We start from the raw sequence: 22,518 nt of genomic DNA, 5'->3' as shown, positions 1-22,518 counted from the left end.
AGACTCTTTTCTACTTTGATTTTGACACTTAAAGTATAGCGTAAGAGTTCTTGCGTTTTTTATTTTTTTCGTCCAAAAGCCCTGAACCACAATGATTTCATTGCAATTCAGGGCTTTCAAGTTTCAGGTAATAAGTGGTGGAATTAGGGAGGCTATTAAAGTTCTTTGATTGGTAGAACTAGCTATTCTTCTTACAGACACTTGATACTCATTAAGATCCTCCTTTACCTTATTTTTAACATATTCAATAGGCAAACCATATTTTAATTTACTTCGCATAAATTTAAATTGGTTATAATATCTTCCTTCTGCAACAGGAATTAAATTAGGCTTTGAATCTAAATTAATTAAATGAGTAGATTTAAGATTCTTATCAAATTCACGCTTAAATTGAATAATGTTACTATTCCTAATTGCCGGATAACGAGAATCAATTTTTTTAATTAGCTCGAATAAATCCTTGCTTGTTGCTTCAAACATTGCGTAAGTATCTGGTTCCATATTTAACAAAACCTTGAATGGGTAAAAAAGTTTTATGTCATTTTTATTTAGATCTTCAATTGAATGACGATAAAAGAACACATTAAACCCTTTTTTCTCGGTGCTAGATTTCCTGCCTTTAAATGATAAAACAGCGAATTTATAACTTCTATGTACCGCTGTAAATATTCCTTTTCTATTTTCAAATGAGAGGAATTCATCAATTTGATAATTATCAAAAACTAAATGTCTAACACCAGTAGACCCATCTCCCATCGCAAAATCGTCCTGAACCAATACGCTGAATGAAGCATCTTTTCTTGCTAATTGAGTAAAGCGCTCTAGCGAAAGTCTGTATAAGTTCAAATCAGATGATTTTGTTCTTCCATTAATTTTCCATGATTGGTAACGGAAATTATCATTCAATCTATAATATTTAGAACCAGCTTTAATTCTTCCTTGCTCATCATGCCATTTTTCAGCAACAATAGGCATCTTAGCTATTATTTTTTCTTCTAATTCAACCTTGGCGCGCTTATTCGGTAGGCCGCGATATCTCTCATCGTATTGAGAGAAAAACTCATCAGAGTTGCTCTTCCATTTATCCCAAGGTGGGTTACCAATAACAATGTCCATTCCACCATGAATATTAAGGCTGCCATCCTCGTTAAAATAAATTTCGGGTAAGGCGAATTCAATACAACCAATTTTAAGGAAATCGGCATAGTTTGCCACATCTCCAGCTTCGGGGATGACCTTATCAGTTAACTTATCTCTCAGTTTTATAAATTGGTTGAAATCTGTAAACTTCAGTTTACGTAGTCTGGCAATATCGTCCTTATACTTCGCAAATACTTCTTCTCTCCTGTAATAAGGGACTGCATTAATAAGCGAGTTCTGATGGATTAAGGTTCGTCCGATTAATTGAGGCAGTTTTGTGTTCTTAGGCTTATGTTGAAGAGTTGAAAGTGTAAGTGTTAGGCTGGCGATAATTACTGCTTTGTAGTCAATATCAACGCCATAGATCATGTGTTTAAGCACATAGTCTTCCCACTGATATTGACTATCAGCTGAACCATCCAAGAAATTATACTTATTTTTAATCTTTTCTGGGTAGTCCAAACTATTAAGCAGCTGAAACTGATCGGCAAGCTTTAAGAAAGCGCCGCGCAAGAAAGAACCACCGCCACAGGAAAAGTCGGCAATCTTTAAATTGAGCAAATGTTTAATTGTACGGTCGATTTCTTCTGCCTTACCACCCTTCACTGCTTTACTAATTGCTTGGAATCGCTTCTGAAATTCAGGAGCAACTGTCTGGTTAACCATGTAGTTAACAAAGCGTTGGTCGGTGTAATATGCCCCCTTATTTTTCTGCTCAACTTCATCGTCGCCGAAGAAAACTTCTGGCTTATTTTTCTCCTTATTAAAAGCAATCTGAACGTTCTGACTCATTGAATCTTCATATTGCTTTTCAATAGCTTCAGGTGGCATATCCTCAAAACGAAAACTGTAATTTCCGGCTTTCGTGTCAATATAGGGCTTCACCCAGTCGATCTTATTATGCTTGGCTAATTCGTAATCAATCTTAGTGGCCACTTTGCCAATGCTGCCAGCAAAAAGGTCACCGCCATATGCTAAGCGGAATTGTTCGTTAGCCTTCTTGCTTAAATCAGCAATATAATCACCTTGGCCTTTTTTGACTTCAACCCGCGAAGTAACATTTAGTTCCTCATCAGTAAAGCCAAGGTTAAAAAGGTCTAACTGCTCAATCGGCGCCTTTTCTCGGTTGATCTTTTTAATTTTCTTTTCTTCACCCATATTGCGGGCAATGGTAACAGCACGTTCAATGGCTTCGTCAAGTGTTCCACTACCAACACCAAGAGCAATTCCATTCACATTAAATGAATCAGCACCGTAGTACCCTTCCAGAAACCGTCGCATAAGTTGGCGTAAAGAAATGGTATCGACAACAGTTGAAAGGACGGACTTGTAAGACTCGTTCTGGGCCAGTGAATTTATATCTCGCCGTTTGATATAGAACTTGGCTTTATCATCAACCAAATCATAAAGTTGGTTCTTTAGATCAGAAGCTGTGATCCACTCAGAAAGTTTTTTCCGATACATTGAAACCATCGTTAGGAAGCCTGAAGACAATTCTCTCCTAAAGGCTCCGTCATTAACCTTAGCTTCCGCACCAAATCCAAAAGGGCTCGTTTCCACAACAATACTTTCATTTTTTAGATAACTAAGGTTACGAATGTAGAGGTCTTTATCAATAGTTGCTGGGTTAAGGTCGAGACGAGTATCACGGTTGCCCCCAACAGTCTTAAAAAAAACAAGCCGTTTCTTACCAATAAAGCCAATTACAGGAACCGTAAAGTCAACACTCAGTTTATTATCTTTGATTTCAATAACCTTTTCATATAATTTACGGACATCAACTGTGGTTGAGCTAGTTGTTAGCTCTGGTAGAGGGAGGACAGCCACTACTGCTATATTTTGACCATTATCAGTGTCCGTAAAAAATATACGAGTATCTCCTTCAGGGTCAACAGGATTCTTACCGATTTTATACCCTAAGTATTCAGAAAGGATTCTAGCTGATTCTTGGTCGCCTTCCATACTTTGAATTAAAGTTTGTTCTTTTGTTTCAGTCATAGTTATCTCCTAATTTGAATTACCTTTTACGAGGGTCCTTGACCCCAGTAATAGCTTCCATTCCCTCTGTGGTAACGATCCATTGTTTACCGAATTTACGGATACTCCCTTCAGGGAATTTTGAAGGATCACTCTTATAAGTCCTTCTTACATAATTCTTAGCATGACCCCAAATTTCAGATGCATCTCCAGCATCCATAATATCGGGATCATTAAGGTTAATTTTCATTAAATCACCCCTTAAAGTGCTTACAGTATTATGATAGTACCGTATGGTACGCATAACAATAGCAAAAAAGGACAAGAAACAAATAAACTCCCACCCATATTCTGAGTGAGAGTTTTCGTTTATAAAATACACATTTTATTTGGAAATTATTTAATTCCAAAATATTCGCTTCTAGTCCTAAAGCTATTAATTACTTCCATGTTCTGCTTGATAGCGCGCTAGATTCTCAGGACTGTTGACAGCTTCTTCTCCTGCCTCCCATTGACTCCATTCAGCGGCGGAATGTCCACCGACATCCTTAAATCCCTTTGCTCTCGCAACATCATTAGGATCACTTTGATTGGTTGTTGTTTGAGACGTCGTATTACTTACTTGGGTTTGTTGATTACCTGCAGGAGATGATTGATTATTAGCAGAAGAATTATTTACTTTTGTTGAAGATGAACCATTATCATTATTCAGGAGTTGATCAATAGTACTCTTCTGTTGCTTAATGCTATTGTTTAATTGCTTCTTGCTATACGTTTTATGACCATTACCTGATCCCATATGGTCACCCTCAACTTCATCATAGGTAACATCAACAGAATCCTTATTGACAGTCATGGTAGTAGTATGGCCTCCAAAACCAATTGTGTAACTATTGCCATTTGCTTGCCAATTCATATTTGCGGTGTCTTGTTCTAAGTCCGAAGCAGTTTGATTTTGTAATTTCAAATATGCTGCTAAAGCATATTCATCATCCTTGTACTTATTAACATTTTCATCAGTCTTGGAGCTATTTTTAGCTCGTAAGCTAGAGTTTTCAGCTCTCAAAGAACTATTTTCTTTTGACTGGTTGCTATTATTGCCACATGCAGATAAGGCACCCCCAAGTAATAAGACAGCAATTAAACTTAATAGTCTTTTCATTTTAGTGCTCTCCTTTTATAAATTAATTATGCATTGTTCCACGTATACTACTCATCAGTGATTGGCCTTGCGCATTAACAGAACCATCAGGAGTATTACGATACTGTGGGTCACCCGCAATGCTCATCATTTGTGCTTGCTTAGCACCATCGGGATTACGAGGATCTGAAAGCGGTAGATCATAACGAGCATCATCAGAAGATTGGCTTGAACTAGATGAAGTAGTATTAGCTTTACTTGCCTGTGTACCTGTTTGTGAGGATTGGTTTTGTTGGGAATCCTGGTCTTGACGTTGCGCAGATAAGATATCATCGATAGTCTGTTTCTGTTCCTTAATCAACTTAGCCAATTCAGACTTGGAATATGTCCTATGTCCATTGCCATTGCCCATGTGGTCGCCTTCAACATCATCATATGTAACGGTGACATCATCCTTATTAACTGTCATTGATGTTGTATGCCCACCAAATCCAATAGTGTAACGATTCCCTTGTTGTTGCCAAGTCATATTACTATCATTTTCTTGAATATCTGAAGCACTCTGATTTTGTAACTTCAAATAAGCAGCAAATGCATATTCGGAATCATTATATTTAGTCTGCTTTTGACTAGCCTGATTACTACTTTCAGCTTTAAGTGAAGAGTTTTCTGCCTTCAATGAAGAATTAGTTTTGGCTTGCTGACTATTATTTGAAGTTCTCCCACAAGCTGTTAGTGAAAGACTAGCTAATAACAGTGTCGATAATAGTATTGCTTTTTTCAATGTATCCACCCCAACAAATAGTATGAAGAAATTAGCTTATTTACTTTATTCTACAGTATTTTTGCAGTTCTGTTACGGAAAACTATTAAATAGTTAGTGAAAGCATGTCAATAATTCAAAAAGAGAGTCGTAGCAGTGTGAAGTGCCCCATAATTGTTGGACAAAGGATCCAATGATTGTGAGGTACTTTTTCTATGTCAAAATATTCTTCAGAATTAAAATCACAGATTGTTAGTGAATATTTAGCTGGTAACCCCACAGCTGAATCGTCTAACAATTACCATGTTTCAAAGAAACGCATCAATAAGTGGGTACAATTATTTAGGATGAATGGATCTCAAGCGCTAAAACGACGGCGTCATAAACGAGTATTTACACAAGATTTTAAGCTAAACGTGATAAACTACTACCAAACTCATGAGGAGTCATTAGCTGAGGTTGGAGCTAAGTTTGACCTGTTGCCTACACAAGTAAGTTATTGGGTCAATATTTTTCAACGTGACGGCATCGAAGCTTTGAAGCCTCATCAGAAAGGTAGGCCGCCAAAGGTGAATAAGAAGCATAATCCAAAACATATACGTCATTTGGCTGAGAGGAATGAACTCGACCGGCTCAAAGAAGAACTTGCCAAGAAGAATCAAGAGTTACATGAGGCCAAATTGGAGCTAGGAATCACAAAAAAATCTCTGGCCCTGTTCGGACCCTCAAAGCACGCGCCAAAACACAAATAGTGGATCAGATCAGGGCAGAACAATCACAGCGTCCAAAAGAACAACGCTTTACCACTGGCGAAATTTTGCGAACAATTCAATTACCTAAGGCTACTTATTATGATGAGCGCCAACGGATTGCCCATCCATCCACTAAGTATGCTCGTGTAAAACAAGTCATTCTTAAGATTGTGGAAGAAGGCCGTGTTCGTGGTCGATCAACCTACGGTTATCGACGAGTTAAAGCAAAATTAGAAGAACTAGGAATTCATTTAGCAGACACGACAGTTGAGTCATTGATGCATCAATTAGGTGTTCAAGTTAGTATGTATAATCGTCATCGCAATCATCAGTATCACTCATATAAGGGTCATGTGGGTACCACCGCGGACAATTTACTTGACCAAACTTTCAACGAAACGAATCCGTATCAGGTTATTCACACTGACGTTAGTCAAATTAAGCTGGCTAATAAACAGTGGGCTTATATCTCAGTCATGATTGATGAAGCCAGTAAGGAAGTCTTAGCCTTTCAAGTCAGTGATAGTCCCAATCGTTTATTAATTATGAACACCCTAGAACAATTAGAGAATCAGTTACCAGCCACCGCAACCCCAATTATCCATTCTGATCAAGGATGGCACTATCAACTTCCATACTACATTCAACGGCTTAAAAATCATCATTTTGTACAAAGTATGTCCCGTAAGGGCAACTGTTTGGATAATGCCCCCGTAGAAAGCTTTTTCCATCTTTTCAAAACCGAACTACTTAACGGTTTTCCACCGTGCAAGAATTTGTCAGAATTTAAGCAGTTAGCTACACAATATGTTCACTATTTCAACTATGAACGAATCTCTTTAAAAACTAAAGGCATGACCCCCGTTGAATATCGGAATCATGCCCTAGCAGCTTAATTATCTAATTTTGTCCAACTTTTGTATTGCACTTCAAGATTGCAACCTTTTCGCTCCTCTTTACTTTTTGCCGATTGTCATTAAGCCGAGGCTAATCTTAAGCGCCCGGTCAACCTCTTTCATCCGTTGCGGGCCAATCTTAGCAATCCGGTCCTGGAGGCGCTGCTTATCAATTGTCCGCACCTGTTCCAAAAGGATCACCGAATTATGGGCCAGCGGTGTCTCCGTCTTGGTCAGTAAAACGTGCGTTGGCAGACGCTTCTTTTGGACCCGGGTTGTAATTGCCGCCACAATCACTGTTGGGCTGTGCTGGTTGCCCACATCATTTTGCAAGATGAGGACCGGGCGAACACCGCCCTGTTCGGACCCCACAACTGGTGACAGGTCAGCAAAGTAGATTTCCCCACGGCGCACCTGTTCTTTTGCCATCGCTTACCTCTCAATAATGATAAACCCGGTGGACCCGGTTACTAATGTTCGTCAAAATTTCGTAGTTGATCGTCCCCACCTTATCGGCCAGGTCTTCGGCAGTAATCGCCAGGTTACCAGATTTGCCCATCAGCACTACCGGTGTTCCAACCGGGTAGTATTTCGGCAGGCGAACCATCATCTGGTCCATGCAGACCCGGCCGGCAATATCACAGTAATGACCATCAACTAACACCTTAAAGCCGGTTAAACTCCGCGGGTAGCCATCGGCATAGCCAATCGGCAAAGTTGCCAGCCACTCGTCCTTAGCAGCAGTGTAGGTAGCCCCGTAGCTCACCGACCGACCGGCCTTTAACTGCTTGACAAAGCAGATTGTGGTCTTCAGGGTCCCAATCGGCTTTAACGGCAGGTTCGCCTTTAGTTCCCGTCCTGATGGGTTGTAGCCATACATTGAGATCCCCATCCGCACGGTATTAGCGGTAATCTGGTCCCGGTGCCATAACCCGGTTGCCGAATTAGCCATGTGAACGTACGGCGGCAACTGGTCAAGGCTGCCAATAAATTCTTGCCAACGGTGAACCTGCTTTTCAAAGTATTGGTCATCAGCACTATCAGCCGTTGCAAAGTGGGTAAAGACCCCTTCAAATTCAAATTCCGGGTTTTGCTCAACCATCTTAACCGCCCGGTGGAATTCATCCAGGTCGGTAAAACCGATCCGCCCCATCCCGCTGTCAATGCCCAAGTGGACCTTGAGGGGCTTTTGCCAGGTAAACTGTTGGGCAAGCCGGTGGTACTGCTCCAGCCAGTCCACGGAACCAACCGTGAGGGAGACCCCCGCCTCTGCCGCCACGTTGGCCTCTTCGACCGGGGTAATTCCCAAAACAAGGGTCATTGCCTCAACCCCACTGTCCCGCAGCTCTAAAGCCTCGTCCAGGATAGCAACGCACATCCCCGTTGCCCCGGCACGCAGTGCTGCTTGCGAAACCGCCAGCAGACCGTGACCATAAGCGTTGGCCTTCACAACTGCCAAAATTTTACTCCCTGTCGGCAATGCAGTCCGCTGGGCACGAATGTTGTCCTGTAAAGCCTGCAAGTCAATAACATATTCGGTATTTCGTAACCGACCAGTAATCATTTTTGTTCACTTCTCATTCCTATTTTTCAGTATCGGATACAATTCTAGCAAAAATGTCCTCCTAACGCATAAATCATTTCAAATTTAACCTAAACATAACTAATTTTCCTCTTTGCTTACCAGGTAAATTGACATATAATCCAAGTTGCTATAATCATTCCCGCCCCAATAAGTTATAAAAAAGTTAAAATTGCTGCGACACCTCCCCAATTGTGCCGTAGCGCAGTACACTTTTGTGGTAGGATTAGCTATTGATAGCGAAAGGAGTGATTCATAATCTTAATCCAAAGTATTAAGAATCATCCCACACTAAAGTTCATCTTAAAGACGGTCTTCTATTTTGCCGTAATCGTTCTATTAATTTACTTGTATGGATATTACGGTGCGGGACAAGAACCGTTTATTTATAATGAATTCTAACGTGGAGGAAAGAAAATTGAATACAAACATTGTTACTGACTTTGACCAGATTGCCACTGCTACCCCTGACCAGGTCGCCTATGACGAAATGGGCAAAGTTACCACCTATAGGGAATTAAAAGCCGCAAGCGACAGTCTGGCAGAATGGCTTGACCAGCAAAAACTAGCCAAGCATAGTCCCCTACTTGTGTTTGGGGACCATCAGGTTGAAATGGTGGCGTGTTTCTTGGCAGCCCTGAAAACGGGCCACGCCTATATTCCAGTAGCATCGGATTCGGCCTTACCCCGAATCCAGTCAATCCTCGATACCGGTCAGCCAAGTCTGGTGATTGGAATTGATAGCTTCCCTGCTGACCAACTGATGGTCAAAGTACCGGTGGTTGATGCGCGGCAAATTGGCGACGCTATCAATGCGCAACATTCATTTACGCCTGAGGACCCTGTCCAGGGTGACGAACTAGCTTACATCCTGTTTACTTCCGGGACGACCGGTTCACCAAAGGGGGTTGAGGTTAGTCATGACAACCTGAAGACCTTCGTTGATTGGATGCTGGGGCCCGAATTCAATTTGCCAAAGAAGACTAATTATCTTGGCCAACCCCCCTATTCATTTGACCTGTCAAACATGTTCTTATATCCGGCTTTGCTGAGTGGCAGCACCATCAAAGCGGTGCCACACAGTGTGGTCGAGAACTTTGGCCAGTTATTTACAGCCCTACCGCAACTTGGCTTTAACGTCTTCGTCGGGACCCCATCATTTGCTGATATGCTAATGCTTAGTCCGGCTTTTAGTGAAAAGCAAATGGGCGACCTCCAGTACTTCCTGTTCTGCGGGGAGGAGCTCACGGTTAAGACCGTGAAGAACCTCGAGCAGCGGTTCCCACATGCCCACATCTTTAACACGTATGGGCCCACCGAAACAACGGTTGCCATTTCAGAAATTGAAATCACCCCAGAAATGGTTGCCAAATGTGACCGCCTACCCGTTGGTTACGCCAAGCCGGGTACGACCCTTTCAATCTGGAAGGGTGACCAGCAATTGACCACCTCCGGTGAACAGGGAGAAATCATCATTGCCGGTAGTAGTGTTGCCCAAGGGTATATGAATAACCCGGCAAAGACTGCCAAGTCATTCTTTAAGCTCAACGGGCAAAATGCCTACCGGACCGGTGATGCTGGGGTCCTTGATGAAGACGGCCTGCTCCACCATAAGGGTCGGATGGACTTCCAAATCAAGCTCCATGGTTACCGGATTGAGCTTGACGAAGTCCGGGCCAGCTTGGAAAAGAGCCCGCTGATCAAGCAGGCGGTGGCCCTGCCGAAATATAATCAAAGCGGTCAGGTTACCCACTTGATTGCTGCAGTAATTCCTAAGAAGCAACCGGATGATCCGGCTAAGTTAACGGCCGCTATCCGGGAAAGCCTAAAGGGCCTGATTATGCCCTACATGATGCCGACCCAGTTCACTTACCGCACCAGCTTTCCGATGTCTGCAAATGGCAAGATTGCAGTTAAACAACTGATCAAAGAGGCTAACGAATAATGATTAACTGGATTGCTAGTCTCCCTAACTTCAGTGCTTACGGCACCCCAATGTATTTTTTCTATTTAATCCTTGCCATCTTACCATTGGGGATTGGCCTTTACTTCGGAAAACGGTTCAGCTGGTATGAGGCATTAATTAGTTTCATCTTCATCTTCCTGATGTTTGACGGGAGCAGTTGGCAACAGGGAATTTCCCTGATTGTCTACGTCATTTACGAAACCTGCCTGGTGATGTATTACACCCACTACCGTAAAAAGCAGAATGGGTCTGGAACCTTCTATTTGATCTCCGCTCTCTCCATTTTGCCACTGGTCATCGTGAAGCTTTCGCCGGCAATGGTAGGTCATAACTCACTGCTCGGCTTCCTCGGAATCTCTTACCTGACTTTCCGGGCGGTCGGAACCGTGATTGAGACCCGGGACGGAATGATCAAAGAAATTTCCCCATGGAAGTTTATCCGCTTCATTCTCTTCATGCCGACCATTACTTCGGGGCCAATTGACCGTTACCGGCGCTTTGAAAAGGACTACCAAAAGGTTCCCAGCCGGGACGAATACCTACAGCTAGTTAGCAAGGGGATTTTTTACCTCTTCCTCGGCTTCTTATACAAGTTCGTCATTGGCTACTTCTTTGGCCAACGTTTCTACCCGTACTTTGAACGGCTGACCTTGGCTGAACACGACCCGTTTAGTTGGCACATGCTGGGGGTCATGTACACCTATGGTTTCTACCTGTTCTTCGACTTCGCCGGCTACTCCTTGTTTGCGGTGGCCATCTCCTACTTTATGGGTGTCAAGTCACCGATGAACTTCAAGCAACCGTTCAAGTCCAAGAACATCAAGGAATTCTGGAACCGGTGGCACATCAGCCTATCCTTCTGGTTCCGGGACTACATCTTCATGCGGTTTGTCTTCATGGCCACCAAGAAGCGGTGGTTCAAGAACCGGAACGCCCTTTCATCAACCGCCTACATGCTTAACATGGTTTTGATGGGCTTCTGGCACGGAATCACCTGGTACTACATTCTCTACGGCTTCCTGCACGGGATTGCCCTGGTGGTTAACGACTGGTGGCTCCACTATAAGCGCAAGCACCTGAAGAAGCTACCACACAATAAGTTCACAACTGGTGTGGCCATCTTTATTACCTTTAACTTTGTAATGTTTACATTTTTGATCTTTAGTGGTTTTCTAGATACTTTCTTCTTTAACAACCACTAGTATTTTGAGGAGGATTTATATTATGCAAGAACAAATTATTAACATTTTAGCTGATGCAACTGGTCGGGACGCTGCGGACTTCAGTGACGCTAGCCAAGATTTGTTCACTAGTGGACTGTTGGACTCGATGGCAACCGTTAGCTTACTTTTGGGCTTACAGGATAAGTTTGGTATTCAAGTTCCGGTGTCTGAATTCGATCGGAGCAAGTGGAACACTATTGAAAAGATTGAACAACGGGTAAAGGAGCTTCAAAATGCATAGCCACCGGAAACTGTGGTCCATCTTTGGCCCGGTTATCCTTGCCTTCGTGCTTGTGATTATTCTTTTTTCCCTACCGATTAAGAACCATCACACTACCGCAACCGAAAAGCAGGCGGCGGTTTCTCTTAGTCCCATTGTCTTTAAGAATCAATCGATCAAGCAACAGGCACTGAGCGATAAGCAGACCAAGTTTGTACCATTCTTTGGGTCAAGTGAGCTGCGGCGGATGGACCGTTTCCACCCGTCAGTGATGGCAGCCCGCTACCATAATTACACGCCATTTTTGTTTGGCTCACGTGGTACCCAATCTTTGCCCCAGTTTTTCAATATTAACTCGATGGAAAACCAGCTGACTGACCAGAAAGCCGTCTACATCATCTCCCCGCAGTGGTTTACCAAGCAGGGAGTCCTACCACCGGCATTCAAGTATTACAATGGTTCATACGCCAACCTGACTTGGCTGCAGAAAGCTAACCCAAATTCACCGTATGACCGTTATACTGCTCGTCGGCTAATTACATTGATTGGTAAGGACGGGACGGTCGGGGCCGATGCCCGTAAGATTGCTATGGGAAAGTCACTCAATAGTTGGGACCGGTTAGTTATCAAGACCCGGTTGGGGATGCTTAAACATGAGGACGCCCTCTTCTCAGAGTTCCAGCTCAACCGTAACTACCAGCGCTACATCTTGCCGAACATTAAAAAGCTTCCTAATAAGTATCACTACAATACTCTCTACAAGAAAGCAGTTGCGGTCGGTAAGCACAACACTACTAACAACCAGTTCAACGTCAAGAATAGTTTCTACACCAAGCGAATCAAGCCTCACTTAAAGGACGTCAAGGGCTCACAAAAGTACATGAACTACACGAAGTCGCCAGAGTACGGTGATCTTCAGGTCGTTTTAAACGAGTTCCGCAACACGAACACCAACGTTCTCTTTGTGATTCCACCGGTCAATACTAAGTGGGAAAAGTACACGGGATTAGACATGCAAATGTACTACCGAACCGTTGACAAGATCAAATTTCAGTTGCACGAACAAGGTTTCAATAACGTCATGGACCTTTCACATGATGGCGGCAAGCAGTCATTTATGGAAGATACAATCCATATTGGCTGGGCCGGTTGGGTTAAGTTTGACAAAGTAAGCAACGCTTTTATCAGTTATCGCCAACCCGCTCCTCATTACCACCTCAATGACAAGTTCCTGCAGCCGGATTGGACAAATCTTGACCCGACTCCCGCTAACTTGACAAGTTTTAAGGAACAACAATTGAATCGTTAAGATATACAAAAAGGAGCCATACAATCATGTGTGGCTCCTTTTTGTGTACCTTAAATTTTCTAACCTATTCCTTATCCTTCCGGTGACGGATATTGAAAGAATGGCGACTGGAGTGACCCCGCCCGTGGTTATCATGGCGGCGCCCATGAGAACGGTAACTTTCCCTGTTATGACGGTGATTATTATTGTGGTGACGGTAGTGGCTACCACCGTGATAGTCATTACGCTTGCCGCGGTGACGCCGGGAAAGCGGTCGCTCTGGCGTAATCTTAACTGGTACTTCGCTGGCAGCTTCTTTCGTCATATCATTCAGCAAGGCAGCAACCAGGTCCGTTGCGTTATGGGTTTCCAGAAGCTCCGCTGCGGCCTTCTTGTAGCGATCCGTTGAGTCCTGGGCAATCAACTGGTCAATGTCGTTGAAAGCACTGGCCACCTGCCCCCGGAATGCTTCCTCAGCCGACGGTGGCTTGAGAGGCAGCATCCGGACCCGGGTAAGCTTTTCGATTTCGTGCAGGTACTCCATCTCGTTAGGCGTGACAAAGGTCAGCGACGTTCCGTGGTGCCCGGCACGGCCAGTTCGTCCAATCCGGTGAACATAAGAGTCGGGATCCGACGGGATATCGTAGTTATAAACGTGGGTTACCCCTGAGATATCAAGCCCCCGGGCCGCAACGTCAGTGGCCACCAGAATATCAAGATCCCCATTTTTGAACCGCTTCATGATCTTGGTCCGCCGGTCCTGAGTCAAATCGCCGTGAATACCAGCGGCATTGTATCCCCGCGCAATCAGGCCCCGGGATAGCTCATCAACCCGTCGCTTTGTCCGTCCAAAGACAATTGTTAAGTCGGGGTCCTGGACGTCAATCAACCGGGTCATAATGTCGAATTTCTCGTAGTCTTTGGCCCGCACGTAGTACTGGTCGACCAGGTCAGTAGTCAGTTCCTTGGCTTTAATCCGAACTGTCTCCGGGTTAGTCATGAACTGCTCGCCGATCTTCTTAATCTCCGGCGGCATCGTTGCGGAGAATAGGAGTGTCTGTCGGTCAGCCGGTGTTTGGTTGATGATCGCCTCAATATCTTCTAAAAAGCCCATGTTCAGCATTTCATCAGCCTCGTCCAGGACCAGGGTCTGAATGTGGTCCAGCTTGACGGTGTGACGGCGGAGGTGGTCCCGCAGCCGGCCTGGGGTCCCAACAAGGATTTGGGGATGGTGTTTCAGGTTCTTGATTTGCCGTCGAATATCAGCGCCTCCATAAACAACTTGTACCCGAACATGCTTATCTTTCCCTAACCGGTACAATTCTTCCTGGGTTTGAATTGCTAGTTCCCGGGTTGGCGAAATGATAATCGCCTGGATGTTGGGATTATCGGTATCGACGTGTTCAATAACCGGTAAACCGAAAGCAGCCGTTTTCCCGGTCCCGGTTTGGGCCTGGCCGATAACGTCTTGCCCCTTTAAAACCATTGGAATCGTCTGTTCTTGAATGGGCGTTGCTTCTTCGTACCCACTCCGCTTAATGGCCTTCAATAGGCTCTTTGACAAACCTAATTCGCTAAATTTCAAAAAATTTCCTCCTAAAAAGCAACCAGTCGGCCGGTGAAGTATTTGATCACCGAATGCCGGTTGGTGCAAAATTATTGTTCTTTAATTACTGCCAGGACATTTTCAAGGTGAATGCCATGGCTTGCCTTTAATAGGACCATATCTTGGTCCGTCAAATCAGCTTTTAAATCCGCGGTGAGCTGGTCCAGCTGGTCCGCTTGGTAATAGTGGATAGCTTCCTTGGGATACCCATCTTCAAGCAGCTTATCTCGTAGAGCCGCCATCTCTGACCCTACCAGGTACACTTCCTGAATTTTTGCCGGGTCAATCTGGGCGGCAAGACTAGCGTGCAGCCGTGGCGCTGCATCCCCGAGTTCCAGCATGTCCCCAAGGACCGCAATCCGTCGTCCATTAACTGGCATTGTTGAAATCGTCTTTAAGACCTGTTTTGCAGCCGTGGGGTTTGAATTGTAAACATCACTCAGAATCTGGGCTCCCTGGGTACTCTTGAACCATTCAGCCCGGTTTTCCGTCAATTCAACATTGGCAAGGGCGGTCTTCATATGCTGAGGAGTGATGTGGAGCTGCTTACCAACGGCAATCGCCGCCAGGGCATTGTTAACGTTGTATTCACCCGCCATCGGGATGGTAAATTGCTCGTCTGGCCACTCGTTGACCGTGAAGTCAATTGCACGCCCCTTGTCCGTCACGCTAGTTGCGTAGAAGTCATCACTAAGCTGCCGACCAAAGCGCACTGTCTGCTGAGTGATCTTCTTAACCCGTTCGTTGAGGAGGGGCTCATCCCCATTAAAGACGAGGGTTCCGTCTTCCTTTAGACCGTTGACAATTTCCATCTTGGCATCGGCAATCCGGTCACGGGTACCGAAGAATTCAATGTGGGCCTCCCCAATCATCGTGATGACGGCAATATCCGGGCTTACCAGCTTACTCAAGAAGTCTAACTGGCCAAACCGGTCCATCCCCATCTCAACAACGACCACTTCGGTATTGGCTTCCATGTTCAAGAGGGTGATTGGGACCCCGATTTCGTTGTTAAAGTTGGCGTAGGTCTTGGTAACGTTCAGCTGGGTGCTAAGGATTGAGGCAATCATATCCTTGGTGGTCGTCTTTCCGTTACTACCGGTAACGGCCACTACCATCGGATTAATCTTACGCAGGTAGTACTTACCAAGTTGTTGAAGGGCCTTGAGGGGGTCGGTCACGACCAGCAGTGGGTGGTCATGATCAACAAGCTCGTGGTCACTGGCCCACAGGGAAGCAGCGGCGCCGTTTGTGAAGGCCGTTTCTACATATTGGTGGCCATCATGCGCACCTTGAAGGGGGATAAATAACGCGCCGCTTTCCAGGTGCCGACTGTCAAAGGAAACACTCGTTACTTCAACATCTTGCCATTTGCTAATATAATTTTGCGCATTGATTGCACTAGCAATCTCCGCTAACTTCATCTTCATTGAAAGCTACCTCTTCTTTTGATACTTTGGTCTAGCTTTTTAATTATACCACCCTCATCCCGTTAATACGATTTAAAAAAGAAGAAAGCGGTGACCGCCATCTAATCGCGGTCATTCCGCTTTGCAATTACATTTCTTCAAGGCGTTTGATTCGCGCATCTAGCGGCGGGTGGGTATCAAAAAGGTTCTCATACCACCGATGCTTACGATTTAGCTCTGGATCGCTAATATACAGGGCGCTGCTGCTGGGGTTAACATTTTTCATCGGCTGGGCCCCCTGCAACTTTTCCAGGGCACTAATCATCCCGTGGGGGTTCCGCGTTAATTCGACGGAGCCGGCATCGGCAAGGTATTCCCGGTTCCGGGAAAGGGCCATCTGAGCAATCGTTGCCGCCAGTGGGGCCAGGATGATTAGCAGGATCGACCCGATGATGGCGAAGACGTTTACTCCATCGTCATCATCGTCACGACTGCCACCAAACCACCAGAAGTTCCCGGCAAAGTTAACCAGGGCAGAAATTGCTGCCGAAAGAGCCAGGGCAATCGTCTGTAGGCGAATATCATAATTGCGGACGTGACTCATTTCGTGCCCCATCACTCCTTCTAGTTCTTCCCGGTTCATCATAGCTAAGAGACCACTAGTGGCCGCCACCGCTGCGTGCTCCGGGTTATTCCCCGTCGCGAAGGCGTTCGGGCTCGGGTCATCAATGATAAACACCCGGGGCATGGGGACCTGGGCAACCATCGCCATGTCCTCAACGACGTGCCACAAAGCGGGCGCCTCCTGGGCAGAATGTATCTCCCGGGCGTTATTCATATTCATGACGACGTCCGTTGACTGACCGATGATTACCACCATGTAAATAAGAGCAATCACAGCCGCAATAACGATTCCGCCGACCGTTGAGCCAGCGAAGAGATATCCCACGGCCGCCCCAATTAGGGCCACAAGGATGAAAAAGCCGCACATGACAACAATTGTTTTACGCTTATTGCGTGCAATCTGCTGGTACAACATTCAACTCACCCTAATCATCAAACGAAACCTTTGGCGTCTGCTTGGCATCGTCGGGCACTTGCAGGTATTCCATCTGGGTAAAGTGGTGAACCTTAGCAACCAGGTTACTAGGGAAGGTCTGAATTTTGGCATTTAAAGCTGCCACCGTACTGTTGTACAGCTGCCGTGAGTAAGCAATCTTGTTTTCCGTATTGCTTAGTTCTTCCATCAGTTGCTGGTATTCCGTACTGGCCTTCAGGTCGGGGTAGTTTTCAGATACCGCAAACAGGGTCCTTAATGTTCCCGTCAGCTCGTTAGAAACAGCCATCTTCTGGGCATGGTCATCGTCAGGAACGTTGTTTAATGCTGTCCGCAACTGGGTGACTTTCTCCAAAGTCGATGCCTCATACTTACTGTAACCCTTGACCGTCGAAACCAGGTTAGGAATTAAATCGTTTCGCCGCTGAAGCTGGACGTCAATCTGGCTCCATGATTCTTGCGCGTGGACCCGTAACTGGACCAGGCCGTTGTATAGGACAACGTAAATCCCAATCAAAATTACGAGGACCAGGATGACAATTAATATCGTCACTGTCATTCCTCCTTTATTTTGTCTGCTTGTATTTTACCAAATTTAACCGCTCGCGGGAATTAATCAGCCAGACATTTAGCAAATACTTAGAAGTTCGTGTATGCTTAAACTAAAGACGGTGAGAGGTGTTAACTATGAACGTATTATTTGTTTGTCTGGGAAATATCTGCCGGTCACCAATGGCAGAAAGCATGTTCACCAAGCTGGTCGATTCAGCCGGTGAAAGTGATCGGATCAATGTCGACTCAGCGGGAACCAGCAGCGAGGAAGAAGGCAATCGCCCCCACCCTGGCGCGCTTAAAACCATGCGTAAGCACGACCTGCCGACCACCGGCCTTGTTTCCCGGCCAATCACTGACAAAGACTTTGACTGGGCCGACTACATCATCTGCATGGATAACATGAACATGTACAACCTTAAGCGCCAGGCACCTGTCGATGACATCAACAAGATCCACCTGGCAAATGAGGTTGTTCCTGGTCACGAAACAGAAGAGATTCCCGACCCCTGGTATACCCACCGCTTCGAAGATACCTACCAGAGTTTAGCCCGGGCCCTCCCACTGTGGTTGGCCAAAATTGAAAGTGAACTTTGATTTAAAAACAGGCCCCAATAACCGGTCATTCCGGATATTGGGACCTGTTTTGCTTTTAAGAGTTACGACCCGTTGTGTACTTTGTACTAAAGTTCTTCTGAACGTTTTGGGATGCCTGCTTGAAGGGCTCCGACTTAACGAAGTGTCCCCGCAGCATCAACCGCCGTTCACCGTTGGCGTTGCAAGTGATCAGCGTGATAATTGGCTGCTGGGTATCGTTAACTACCTCAACCTGGTGGGGGTCAATGAACTTCCGCTGGTAGAGTTTGTATTCATACACCCGCTTCAAGTCAGTGATGTAAACCATCTGGCCAACCTTGGCATGGTAGTAAAGGGGTGAAAAAAGGATTTTACTGCCGTTAGCCATGTTATGACCAACTAACGCATAGTTACCCTTTCCCATCTTCATATCGGGACGCATCGTCCCCGCCGCCAGGGCCAACGTTGTGTTGCTTGTTCCGTTTGCAATGGGAATTGTCATCCCTGCTGACGGCATTGTAATCTCACCAATAATGTTGATGGGTTGCTTCTTTGCCCGGGCCTTGGCGACCGTTTGAAGGTTCAGGTCCTGGACGTCGGCGTAATTATAGGTAGCCTTCTTCTTACTATTTTGCTGGATTGTCTGACGTGTAATGTTGGGGCGGTAACTGCTAACAAAGTGCTCCTTAATCTGTTGGTTAAAGATCAGGCAGACTGATATCAGCAGCAAGACAACAACCGCAATCCACCGTAGCCATTCTCGTGACCGGTACTTCTTTTTGTTCACCGTTTTCACTCCCCTTTTCGGTAATCATTGTCTCAGTTTACCATAAATAATCAAAAAAGACTGGAAAAAGACAATCGCCCTTTCCAGTCTTTTCGAGGTTGTACTAATCTTACTTGAGACCGTACTTCTTGTTGAACTTGTCCACCGCACCATCGGCCTGGGTAAACTTTTGCTTACCAGTGTAGAATGGGTGTGAATCGGAAGTAACTTCAACCCGAATCAATGGGTATTCATTACCGTCTTCCCACTTGATGGTTTCCTTTGAAGTGGCAGTTGAACCAGAGATAAACTTGTAACCAGTAGAAGAATCTTCAAATACTACTGGGTGGTAATCTGGATGAATTCCTTGTTTCATAACTTAATACGCTCCTTTTGCCATGAATCATTGCCTGAAACATAGATAATCAACTCTAACAGAATAACATGAATTAATTATCAACGCAACAGTTTAGCTAATTTTTACTGATGAATCGTCCTCAATTGCAACGTTTGCGTGGAGACGGTTGAGCTTCCACACAATCCGGTCATAGCCGCGCAAAATGTTACCCGCATTGTTAATCACCGTTGTTCCATCAGCCATCAGGCCCGCAATTGTTAGGGCAGCCCCGGCACGAATTTCGCCTGCTGTGACATTAGCCCCGTGCAGGTGGTCGGTATGCTTGATCACAATGGTCCCATCATGGGCCTCAATCCGCATCCCCATCTTTTGCAGTTCAGGAACATGCTTGACCCGCTTCGGGTAGATGGTATCAACAATCACGCTGTCCCCCTCTGCTAACGACATCAACGGCGTCAACGGTTGTTGTAAGTCAGTTGCAAAGCCCGGGAAAGGCATTGTTTTTACGTGCACTGCCTTGAGCTTGGTTGTCTTCGGGACATAAATCTTGTCGCTATCAATTTGGAGGTTAACCCCCATCTCAATCATCTTACTGGTGAATGATTCCAGGTGCTCCGGAATAACGTTGTGAATCATTACTCCATCCCCAAGGGCAGCTGCCAAGGCTAGGTAAGTCCCTGTTTCGATTCGGTCGGCAATAATCGTGTGGGTGTTCATTGATTGCAAGGTGTTAACCCCCGTAATCCGGATTGTATCCGTGCCCACGCCCCGAATCTTAGCGCCCATGTTATTCAAAAATGTAGCTAAGTCAATGATTTCCGGTTCCCGAGCGGCGTTTTCGATTACCGTCGTCCCTTCAGCACGAACTGCTGCCAGGATTGCATTGATTGTCGCTCCCACGGAAACCATATCCATGAAGATGCGAGCCCCATGAAGACCGTCCTTAGCTTCGAGGTGAACCGTTCCGTTATTTTCACTGACAGTCGCCCCGAGAGCCTTAAAAGCCTTTAAATGCTGGTCAATTGGCCGCGGCCCAATGTTGTCCCCACCAGGGAAGGTTAAAGTTGCACGGTGAAAACGACCTAACAGTGCGCCCATAAAGTAATATGAAGCCCGGAGACTCTTAATGGTCTTGCTTGGAAGTTCAGCTTCGATGATTTGGGTTGGGTCAATGTCGAGAACGCCATGGCTAAACTCTGATTTGACGTTCATTGACTTTAAAATGATCATCAGATTGTGAACATCCAAGATATCCGGAACCGTGTCAAATTGTACTGGCGTATCCGCTAAAATGGCAGCCGGAATCAACGCAACGGTGCTGTTTTTTGCACCACCGATTGTAACTTCGCCCGACAGTCGGTTTCCTCCTTGAATGATCATTCTTTTCATTTCCGTGTTTCCTCACTTAAAATAGTTAGTTTTATAGTTATTTTTATCTTGTTAAGTATTGCTATTAAACAATCAATAGTAATGATAATTAATTGTTTATTAAATTACAACCTTTTCCGGGTAATCTTAAGGAAATTAAAAGGAGGGCGGCTGGAAAACAAACTAAGCTAAATAGTGGAAACTAAGATTGACGAATTTTGGCTTTCACTATTTTTAAGATTACTTTTCACTGGCGGCCGCTTTGATAAAGGCAGCAAACAGTCCTTCTGGCCGGTTAGGCCGTGACAAAAATTCTGGGTGGTACTGGGCAGCAACAAAGAACTTCTTCTTTGGCAGTTCTACTACTTCAACCAGGTTCCGGTCCGGGTTGATCCCCGAAACAACCAGACCGTGGTCTTCCATCTCTTGCCGGTAGGCGTTGTTGAATTCATAACGGTGACGGTGACGTTCACTAATCATAGTTTTATTGTCGTAAGCAGCAGCGGCAACCGTCCCCGGCTTTAGTTTGCATGGGTAAGCTCCTAGCCGTTGGGTTCCACCCATGTTTTCAACGTCTTCCTGGTCTGCCATTAGGTCAATGATGTTATGCTCCGTGTTCGGATCAAATTCGGTCGAATTAGCATCCTTGTAGCCAAGAACATCACGGGCAAATTCAATGCAGGCAGTCTGCATCCCTAAGCAGATTCCTAAGTACGGTACATCGTTTTCCCGCGCATACTTAATCGCGGTAATCATTCCTTCAATCCCCCGGCTTCCGAAGCCACCTGGTACCAGGATACCATCGTAGCCTTTCAGAGTATCGGCAACGTTGTCAAGGGTAATATTTTCCGCATTGAAGTGGTCAATCTTAACCTTAGCATTAACTGGATATCCGGCATGACGGAGGGCCTCGTTAACGGAAATGTAAGCATCTTGCAGGTCGGTGTACTTCCCGACCATGGCAATTTTAACTGTCTTGGTAAGTTCATTTTCAATATGGTTGACCATGTTGGTCCATTCCCGCATATCGGCAACCGGGACATCAAGGTTAAAGTGATCAACAACCAACTGGTCCATCCCCTGCTTTTGTAAATTCAACGGAATTTCGTAGAGGGTGTTGACATCTAATGATTCGATTACCGCCTTTGGGTCAACATCACAGAAAAGGGCAATCTTTTGCCGCATCTCATCGGTGATTGGCTTTTCTGTCCGGACCACCAGAATATTCGGTTGAATTCCCAGGCCGCGTAGTTCCCTAACACTGTGCTGCGTCGGCTTGGTCTTCATTTCACCAGCAGCCCGTAGGTACGGAACCAATGTGGTATGAATGTATAAGACGTTCTCGGATCCTACCTCTTCACGCATCTGCCGGATAGCTTCCATGAATGGCTGAGATTCGATATCCCCAACGGTCCCCCCGATTTCCGTAATGACGACTTCTGCATCCTTACTTTCACCGGCCCGCTTGATCTTGTCCTTGATTGCGTTGGTAATGTGTGGGATAACTTGAACCGTCCGTCCTAAGTAGTCACCACGCCGTTCCTTGCGCAACACTTCGGAGTAGATTTTACCAGTAGTGACGTTTGAGTACTTGTTCAGGTCATTATCAATAAACCGTTCGTAGTGACCGAGGTCGAGGTCAGTTTCGGTACCATCATCAGTAACGAATACTTCACCGTGTTGGTATGGGCTCATCGTTCCGGGATCCACGTTAATGTACGGGTCAAACTTCTGAATTGCCACCTTCAAGCCCCGGTTTTTCAATAGGCGACCTAATGAAGCGGCAACGATCCCCTTTCCTAAGGATGAAACAACCCCACCAGTTACAAAAATGTATTTCGTCATTGCTTTTACTACTCCTTTATTTTAATTGTAAGC

Annotated in this window: 22 protein-coding genes; 8 read left to right on the top strand and 14 right to left on the bottom strand. The window is 45.3% G+C overall.

Features of this window, described 5'->3' with window-relative positions; all coding sequences use genetic code 11:
• Window positions 1-123: 123 nt before the first annotated feature.
• From KZE55_RS02035 to KZE55_RS02020, 4 genes are all read right to left on the bottom strand, one after another.
• A complete protein-coding gene (locus tag KZE55_RS02035) occupies window positions 124-3,138 on the bottom strand; it encodes an Eco57I restriction-modification methylase domain-containing protein (RefSeq protein ID WP_222258874.1) in 3,015 nt (1,004 codons plus the stop codon).
• A 19-nt stretch (window positions 3,139-3,157) separates the two neighbouring features.
• On the bottom strand, window positions 3,158-3,367 hold the full coding sequence (locus tag KZE55_RS02030; RefSeq protein ID WP_222258872.1) for a helix-turn-helix domain-containing protein: 210 nt from the start codon (window positions 3,365-3,367) through the stop codon (window positions 3,158-3,160).
• A gap of 186 nt (window positions 3,368-3,553) precedes the next feature.
• Window positions 3,554-4,279, bottom strand: a complete 726-nt coding sequence (locus KZE55_RS02025; protein ID WP_222258871.1) for a hypothetical protein — start codon at window positions 4,277-4,279, stop codon at window positions 3,554-3,556.
• A gap of 22 nt (window positions 4,280-4,301) precedes the next feature.
• A complete protein-coding gene (locus KZE55_RS02020; RefSeq protein ID WP_222258869.1) occupies window positions 4,302-5,042 on the bottom strand; it encodes a hypothetical protein in 741 nt (246 codons plus the stop codon).
• Window positions 5,043-5,236: 194 nt separating this feature from the next.
• Here KZE55_RS02020 and KZE55_RS02015 point away from each other — a divergent pair, with 194 nt between their 5' ends.
• Both KZE55_RS02015 and KZE55_RS02010 read left to right on the top strand, forming a co-directional pair.
• Entirely contained in the window at window positions 5,237-5,773 is a 537-nt protein-coding gene (locus tag KZE55_RS02015) for a helix-turn-helix domain-containing protein (protein WP_222258867.1), read from the top strand.
• Window positions 5,773-6,669 (top strand): IS3 family transposase, encoded by an 897-nt coding sequence (locus KZE55_RS02010; protein ID WP_261313284.1) that lies wholly within the window; start codon window positions 5,773-5,775, stop codon window positions 6,667-6,669. Before KZE55_RS02015 ends, KZE55_RS02010 begins: the two co-directional genes overlap by 1 nt.
• A gap of 60 nt (window positions 6,670-6,729) precedes the next feature.
• Here KZE55_RS02010 and KZE55_RS02005 read toward each other — a convergent pair whose 3' ends face one another.
• Both KZE55_RS02005 and alr read right to left on the bottom strand, forming a co-directional pair.
• Window positions 6,730-7,098: a type II toxin-antitoxin system PemK/MazF family toxin gene (locus KZE55_RS02005; protein WP_056962142.1), complete on the bottom strand. Its 369-nt coding sequence runs from the start codon at window positions 7,096-7,098 to the stop codon at window positions 6,730-6,732.
• A 10-nt stretch (window positions 7,099-7,108) separates the two neighbouring features.
• Entirely contained in the window at window positions 7,109-8,233 is a 1,125-nt protein-coding gene (alr, locus tag KZE55_RS02000; RefSeq protein WP_047768991.1) for an alanine racemase, read from the bottom strand.
• A 282-nt stretch (window positions 8,234-8,515) separates the two neighbouring features.
• Here alr and KZE55_RS01995 point away from each other — a divergent pair, with 282 nt between their 5' ends.
• The 5 genes from KZE55_RS01995 to dltD are packed head-to-tail and all read left to right on the top strand — an operon-like array spanning window position 8,516 to window position 12,969.
• Window positions 8,516-8,653, top strand: coding sequence for a teichoic acid D-Ala incorporation-associated protein DltX (locus KZE55_RS01995; protein WP_082126064.1), 138 nt, complete (start codon window positions 8,516-8,518; stop codon window positions 8,651-8,653).
• 16 nt (window positions 8,654-8,669) lie between these two features.
• Window positions 8,670-10,196 (top strand): D-alanine--poly(phosphoribitol) ligase subunit DltA, encoded by a 1,527-nt coding sequence (gene dltA / locus KZE55_RS01990; protein ID WP_222258864.1) that lies wholly within the window; start codon window positions 8,670-8,672, stop codon window positions 10,194-10,196.
• Window positions 10,196-11,419, top strand: a complete 1,224-nt coding sequence (dltB, locus tag KZE55_RS01985; protein WP_222258862.1) for a D-alanyl-lipoteichoic acid biosynthesis protein DltB — start codon at window positions 10,196-10,198, stop codon at window positions 11,417-11,419. The genes dltA and dltB overlap by 1 nt, the downstream gene beginning before the upstream one ends.
• A 22-nt stretch (window positions 11,420-11,441) precedes the next feature.
• Window positions 11,442-11,681 (top strand): D-alanine--poly(phosphoribitol) ligase subunit DltC, encoded by a 240-nt coding sequence (dltC, locus tag KZE55_RS01980; RefSeq protein WP_222258860.1) that lies wholly within the window; start codon window positions 11,442-11,444, stop codon window positions 11,679-11,681.
• Window positions 11,674-12,969, top strand: coding sequence for a D-alanyl-lipoteichoic acid biosynthesis protein DltD (gene dltD / locus KZE55_RS01975; RefSeq protein ID WP_222258858.1), 1,296 nt, complete (start codon window positions 11,674-11,676; stop codon window positions 12,967-12,969). The genes dltC and dltD overlap by 8 nt, the downstream gene beginning before the upstream one ends.
• A 64-nt stretch (window positions 12,970-13,033) precedes the next feature.
• Here dltD and KZE55_RS01970 read toward each other — a convergent pair whose 3' ends face one another.
• The 4 genes from KZE55_RS01970 to KZE55_RS01955 form a co-directional block, all read right to left on the bottom strand.
• On the bottom strand, window positions 13,034-14,533 hold the full coding sequence (locus KZE55_RS01970) for a DEAD/DEAH box helicase (RefSeq protein ID WP_222258856.1): 1,500 nt from the start codon (window positions 14,531-14,533) through the stop codon (window positions 13,034-13,036).
• 71 nt (window positions 14,534-14,604) lie between these two features.
• On the bottom strand, window positions 14,605-15,984 hold the full coding sequence (locus KZE55_RS01965) for a UDP-N-acetylmuramoyl-tripeptide--D-alanyl-D-alanine ligase (protein WP_222258854.1): 1,380 nt from the start codon (window positions 15,982-15,984) through the stop codon (window positions 14,605-14,607).
• A gap of 127 nt (window positions 15,985-16,111) precedes the next feature.
• Entirely contained in the window at window positions 16,112-17,002 is an 891-nt protein-coding gene (htpX, locus tag KZE55_RS01960; protein ID WP_222258852.1) for a zinc metalloprotease HtpX, read from the bottom strand.
• Between the two features lie 10 nt (window positions 17,003-17,012).
• A complete protein-coding gene (locus KZE55_RS01955) occupies window positions 17,013-17,573 on the bottom strand; it encodes a LemA family protein (RefSeq protein WP_222258850.1) in 561 nt (186 codons plus the stop codon).
• 134 nt (window positions 17,574-17,707) lie between these two features.
• Between KZE55_RS01955 and KZE55_RS01950 the strand changes: the two genes are divergently transcribed.
• Window positions 17,708-18,169 (top strand): low molecular weight protein-tyrosine-phosphatase, encoded by a 462-nt coding sequence (locus KZE55_RS01950; protein WP_222258848.1) that lies wholly within the window; start codon window positions 17,708-17,710, stop codon window positions 18,167-18,169.
• A 55-nt stretch (window positions 18,170-18,224) separates the two neighbouring features.
• Here KZE55_RS01950 and KZE55_RS01945 read toward each other — a convergent pair whose 3' ends face one another.
• The 4 genes from KZE55_RS01945 to KZE55_RS01930 form a co-directional block, all read right to left on the bottom strand.
• Window positions 18,225-18,935, bottom strand: a complete 711-nt coding sequence (locus KZE55_RS01945) for a class A sortase (RefSeq protein ID WP_222258846.1) — start codon at window positions 18,933-18,935, stop codon at window positions 18,225-18,227.
• Window positions 18,936-19,044: 109 nt separating this feature from the next.
• Entirely contained in the window at window positions 19,045-19,290 is a 246-nt protein-coding gene (locus tag KZE55_RS01940) for a type B 50S ribosomal protein L31 (protein WP_003714015.1), read from the bottom strand.
• A 93-nt stretch (window positions 19,291-19,383) separates the two neighbouring features.
• Entirely contained in the window at window positions 19,384-20,661 is a 1,278-nt protein-coding gene (locus KZE55_RS01935) for a UDP-N-acetylglucosamine 1-carboxyvinyltransferase (RefSeq protein ID WP_222258844.1), read from the bottom strand.
• 219 nt (window positions 20,662-20,880) lie between these two features.
• A complete protein-coding gene (locus KZE55_RS01930) occupies window positions 20,881-22,485 on the bottom strand; it encodes a CTP synthase (protein WP_222258842.1) in 1,605 nt (534 codons plus the stop codon).
• Window positions 22,486-22,518: the final 33 nt, after the last annotated feature.

Source organism: Limosilactobacillus panis (genome assembly GCF_019797825.1).
Lineage (GTDB): Bacteria > Bacillota > Bacilli > Lactobacillales > Lactobacillaceae > Limosilactobacillus > Limosilactobacillus panis_A.
The sequence above is the reverse complement of the archived record's forward strand: the minus strand, read 5'-3'. Positions and strand labels throughout refer to the sequence as shown.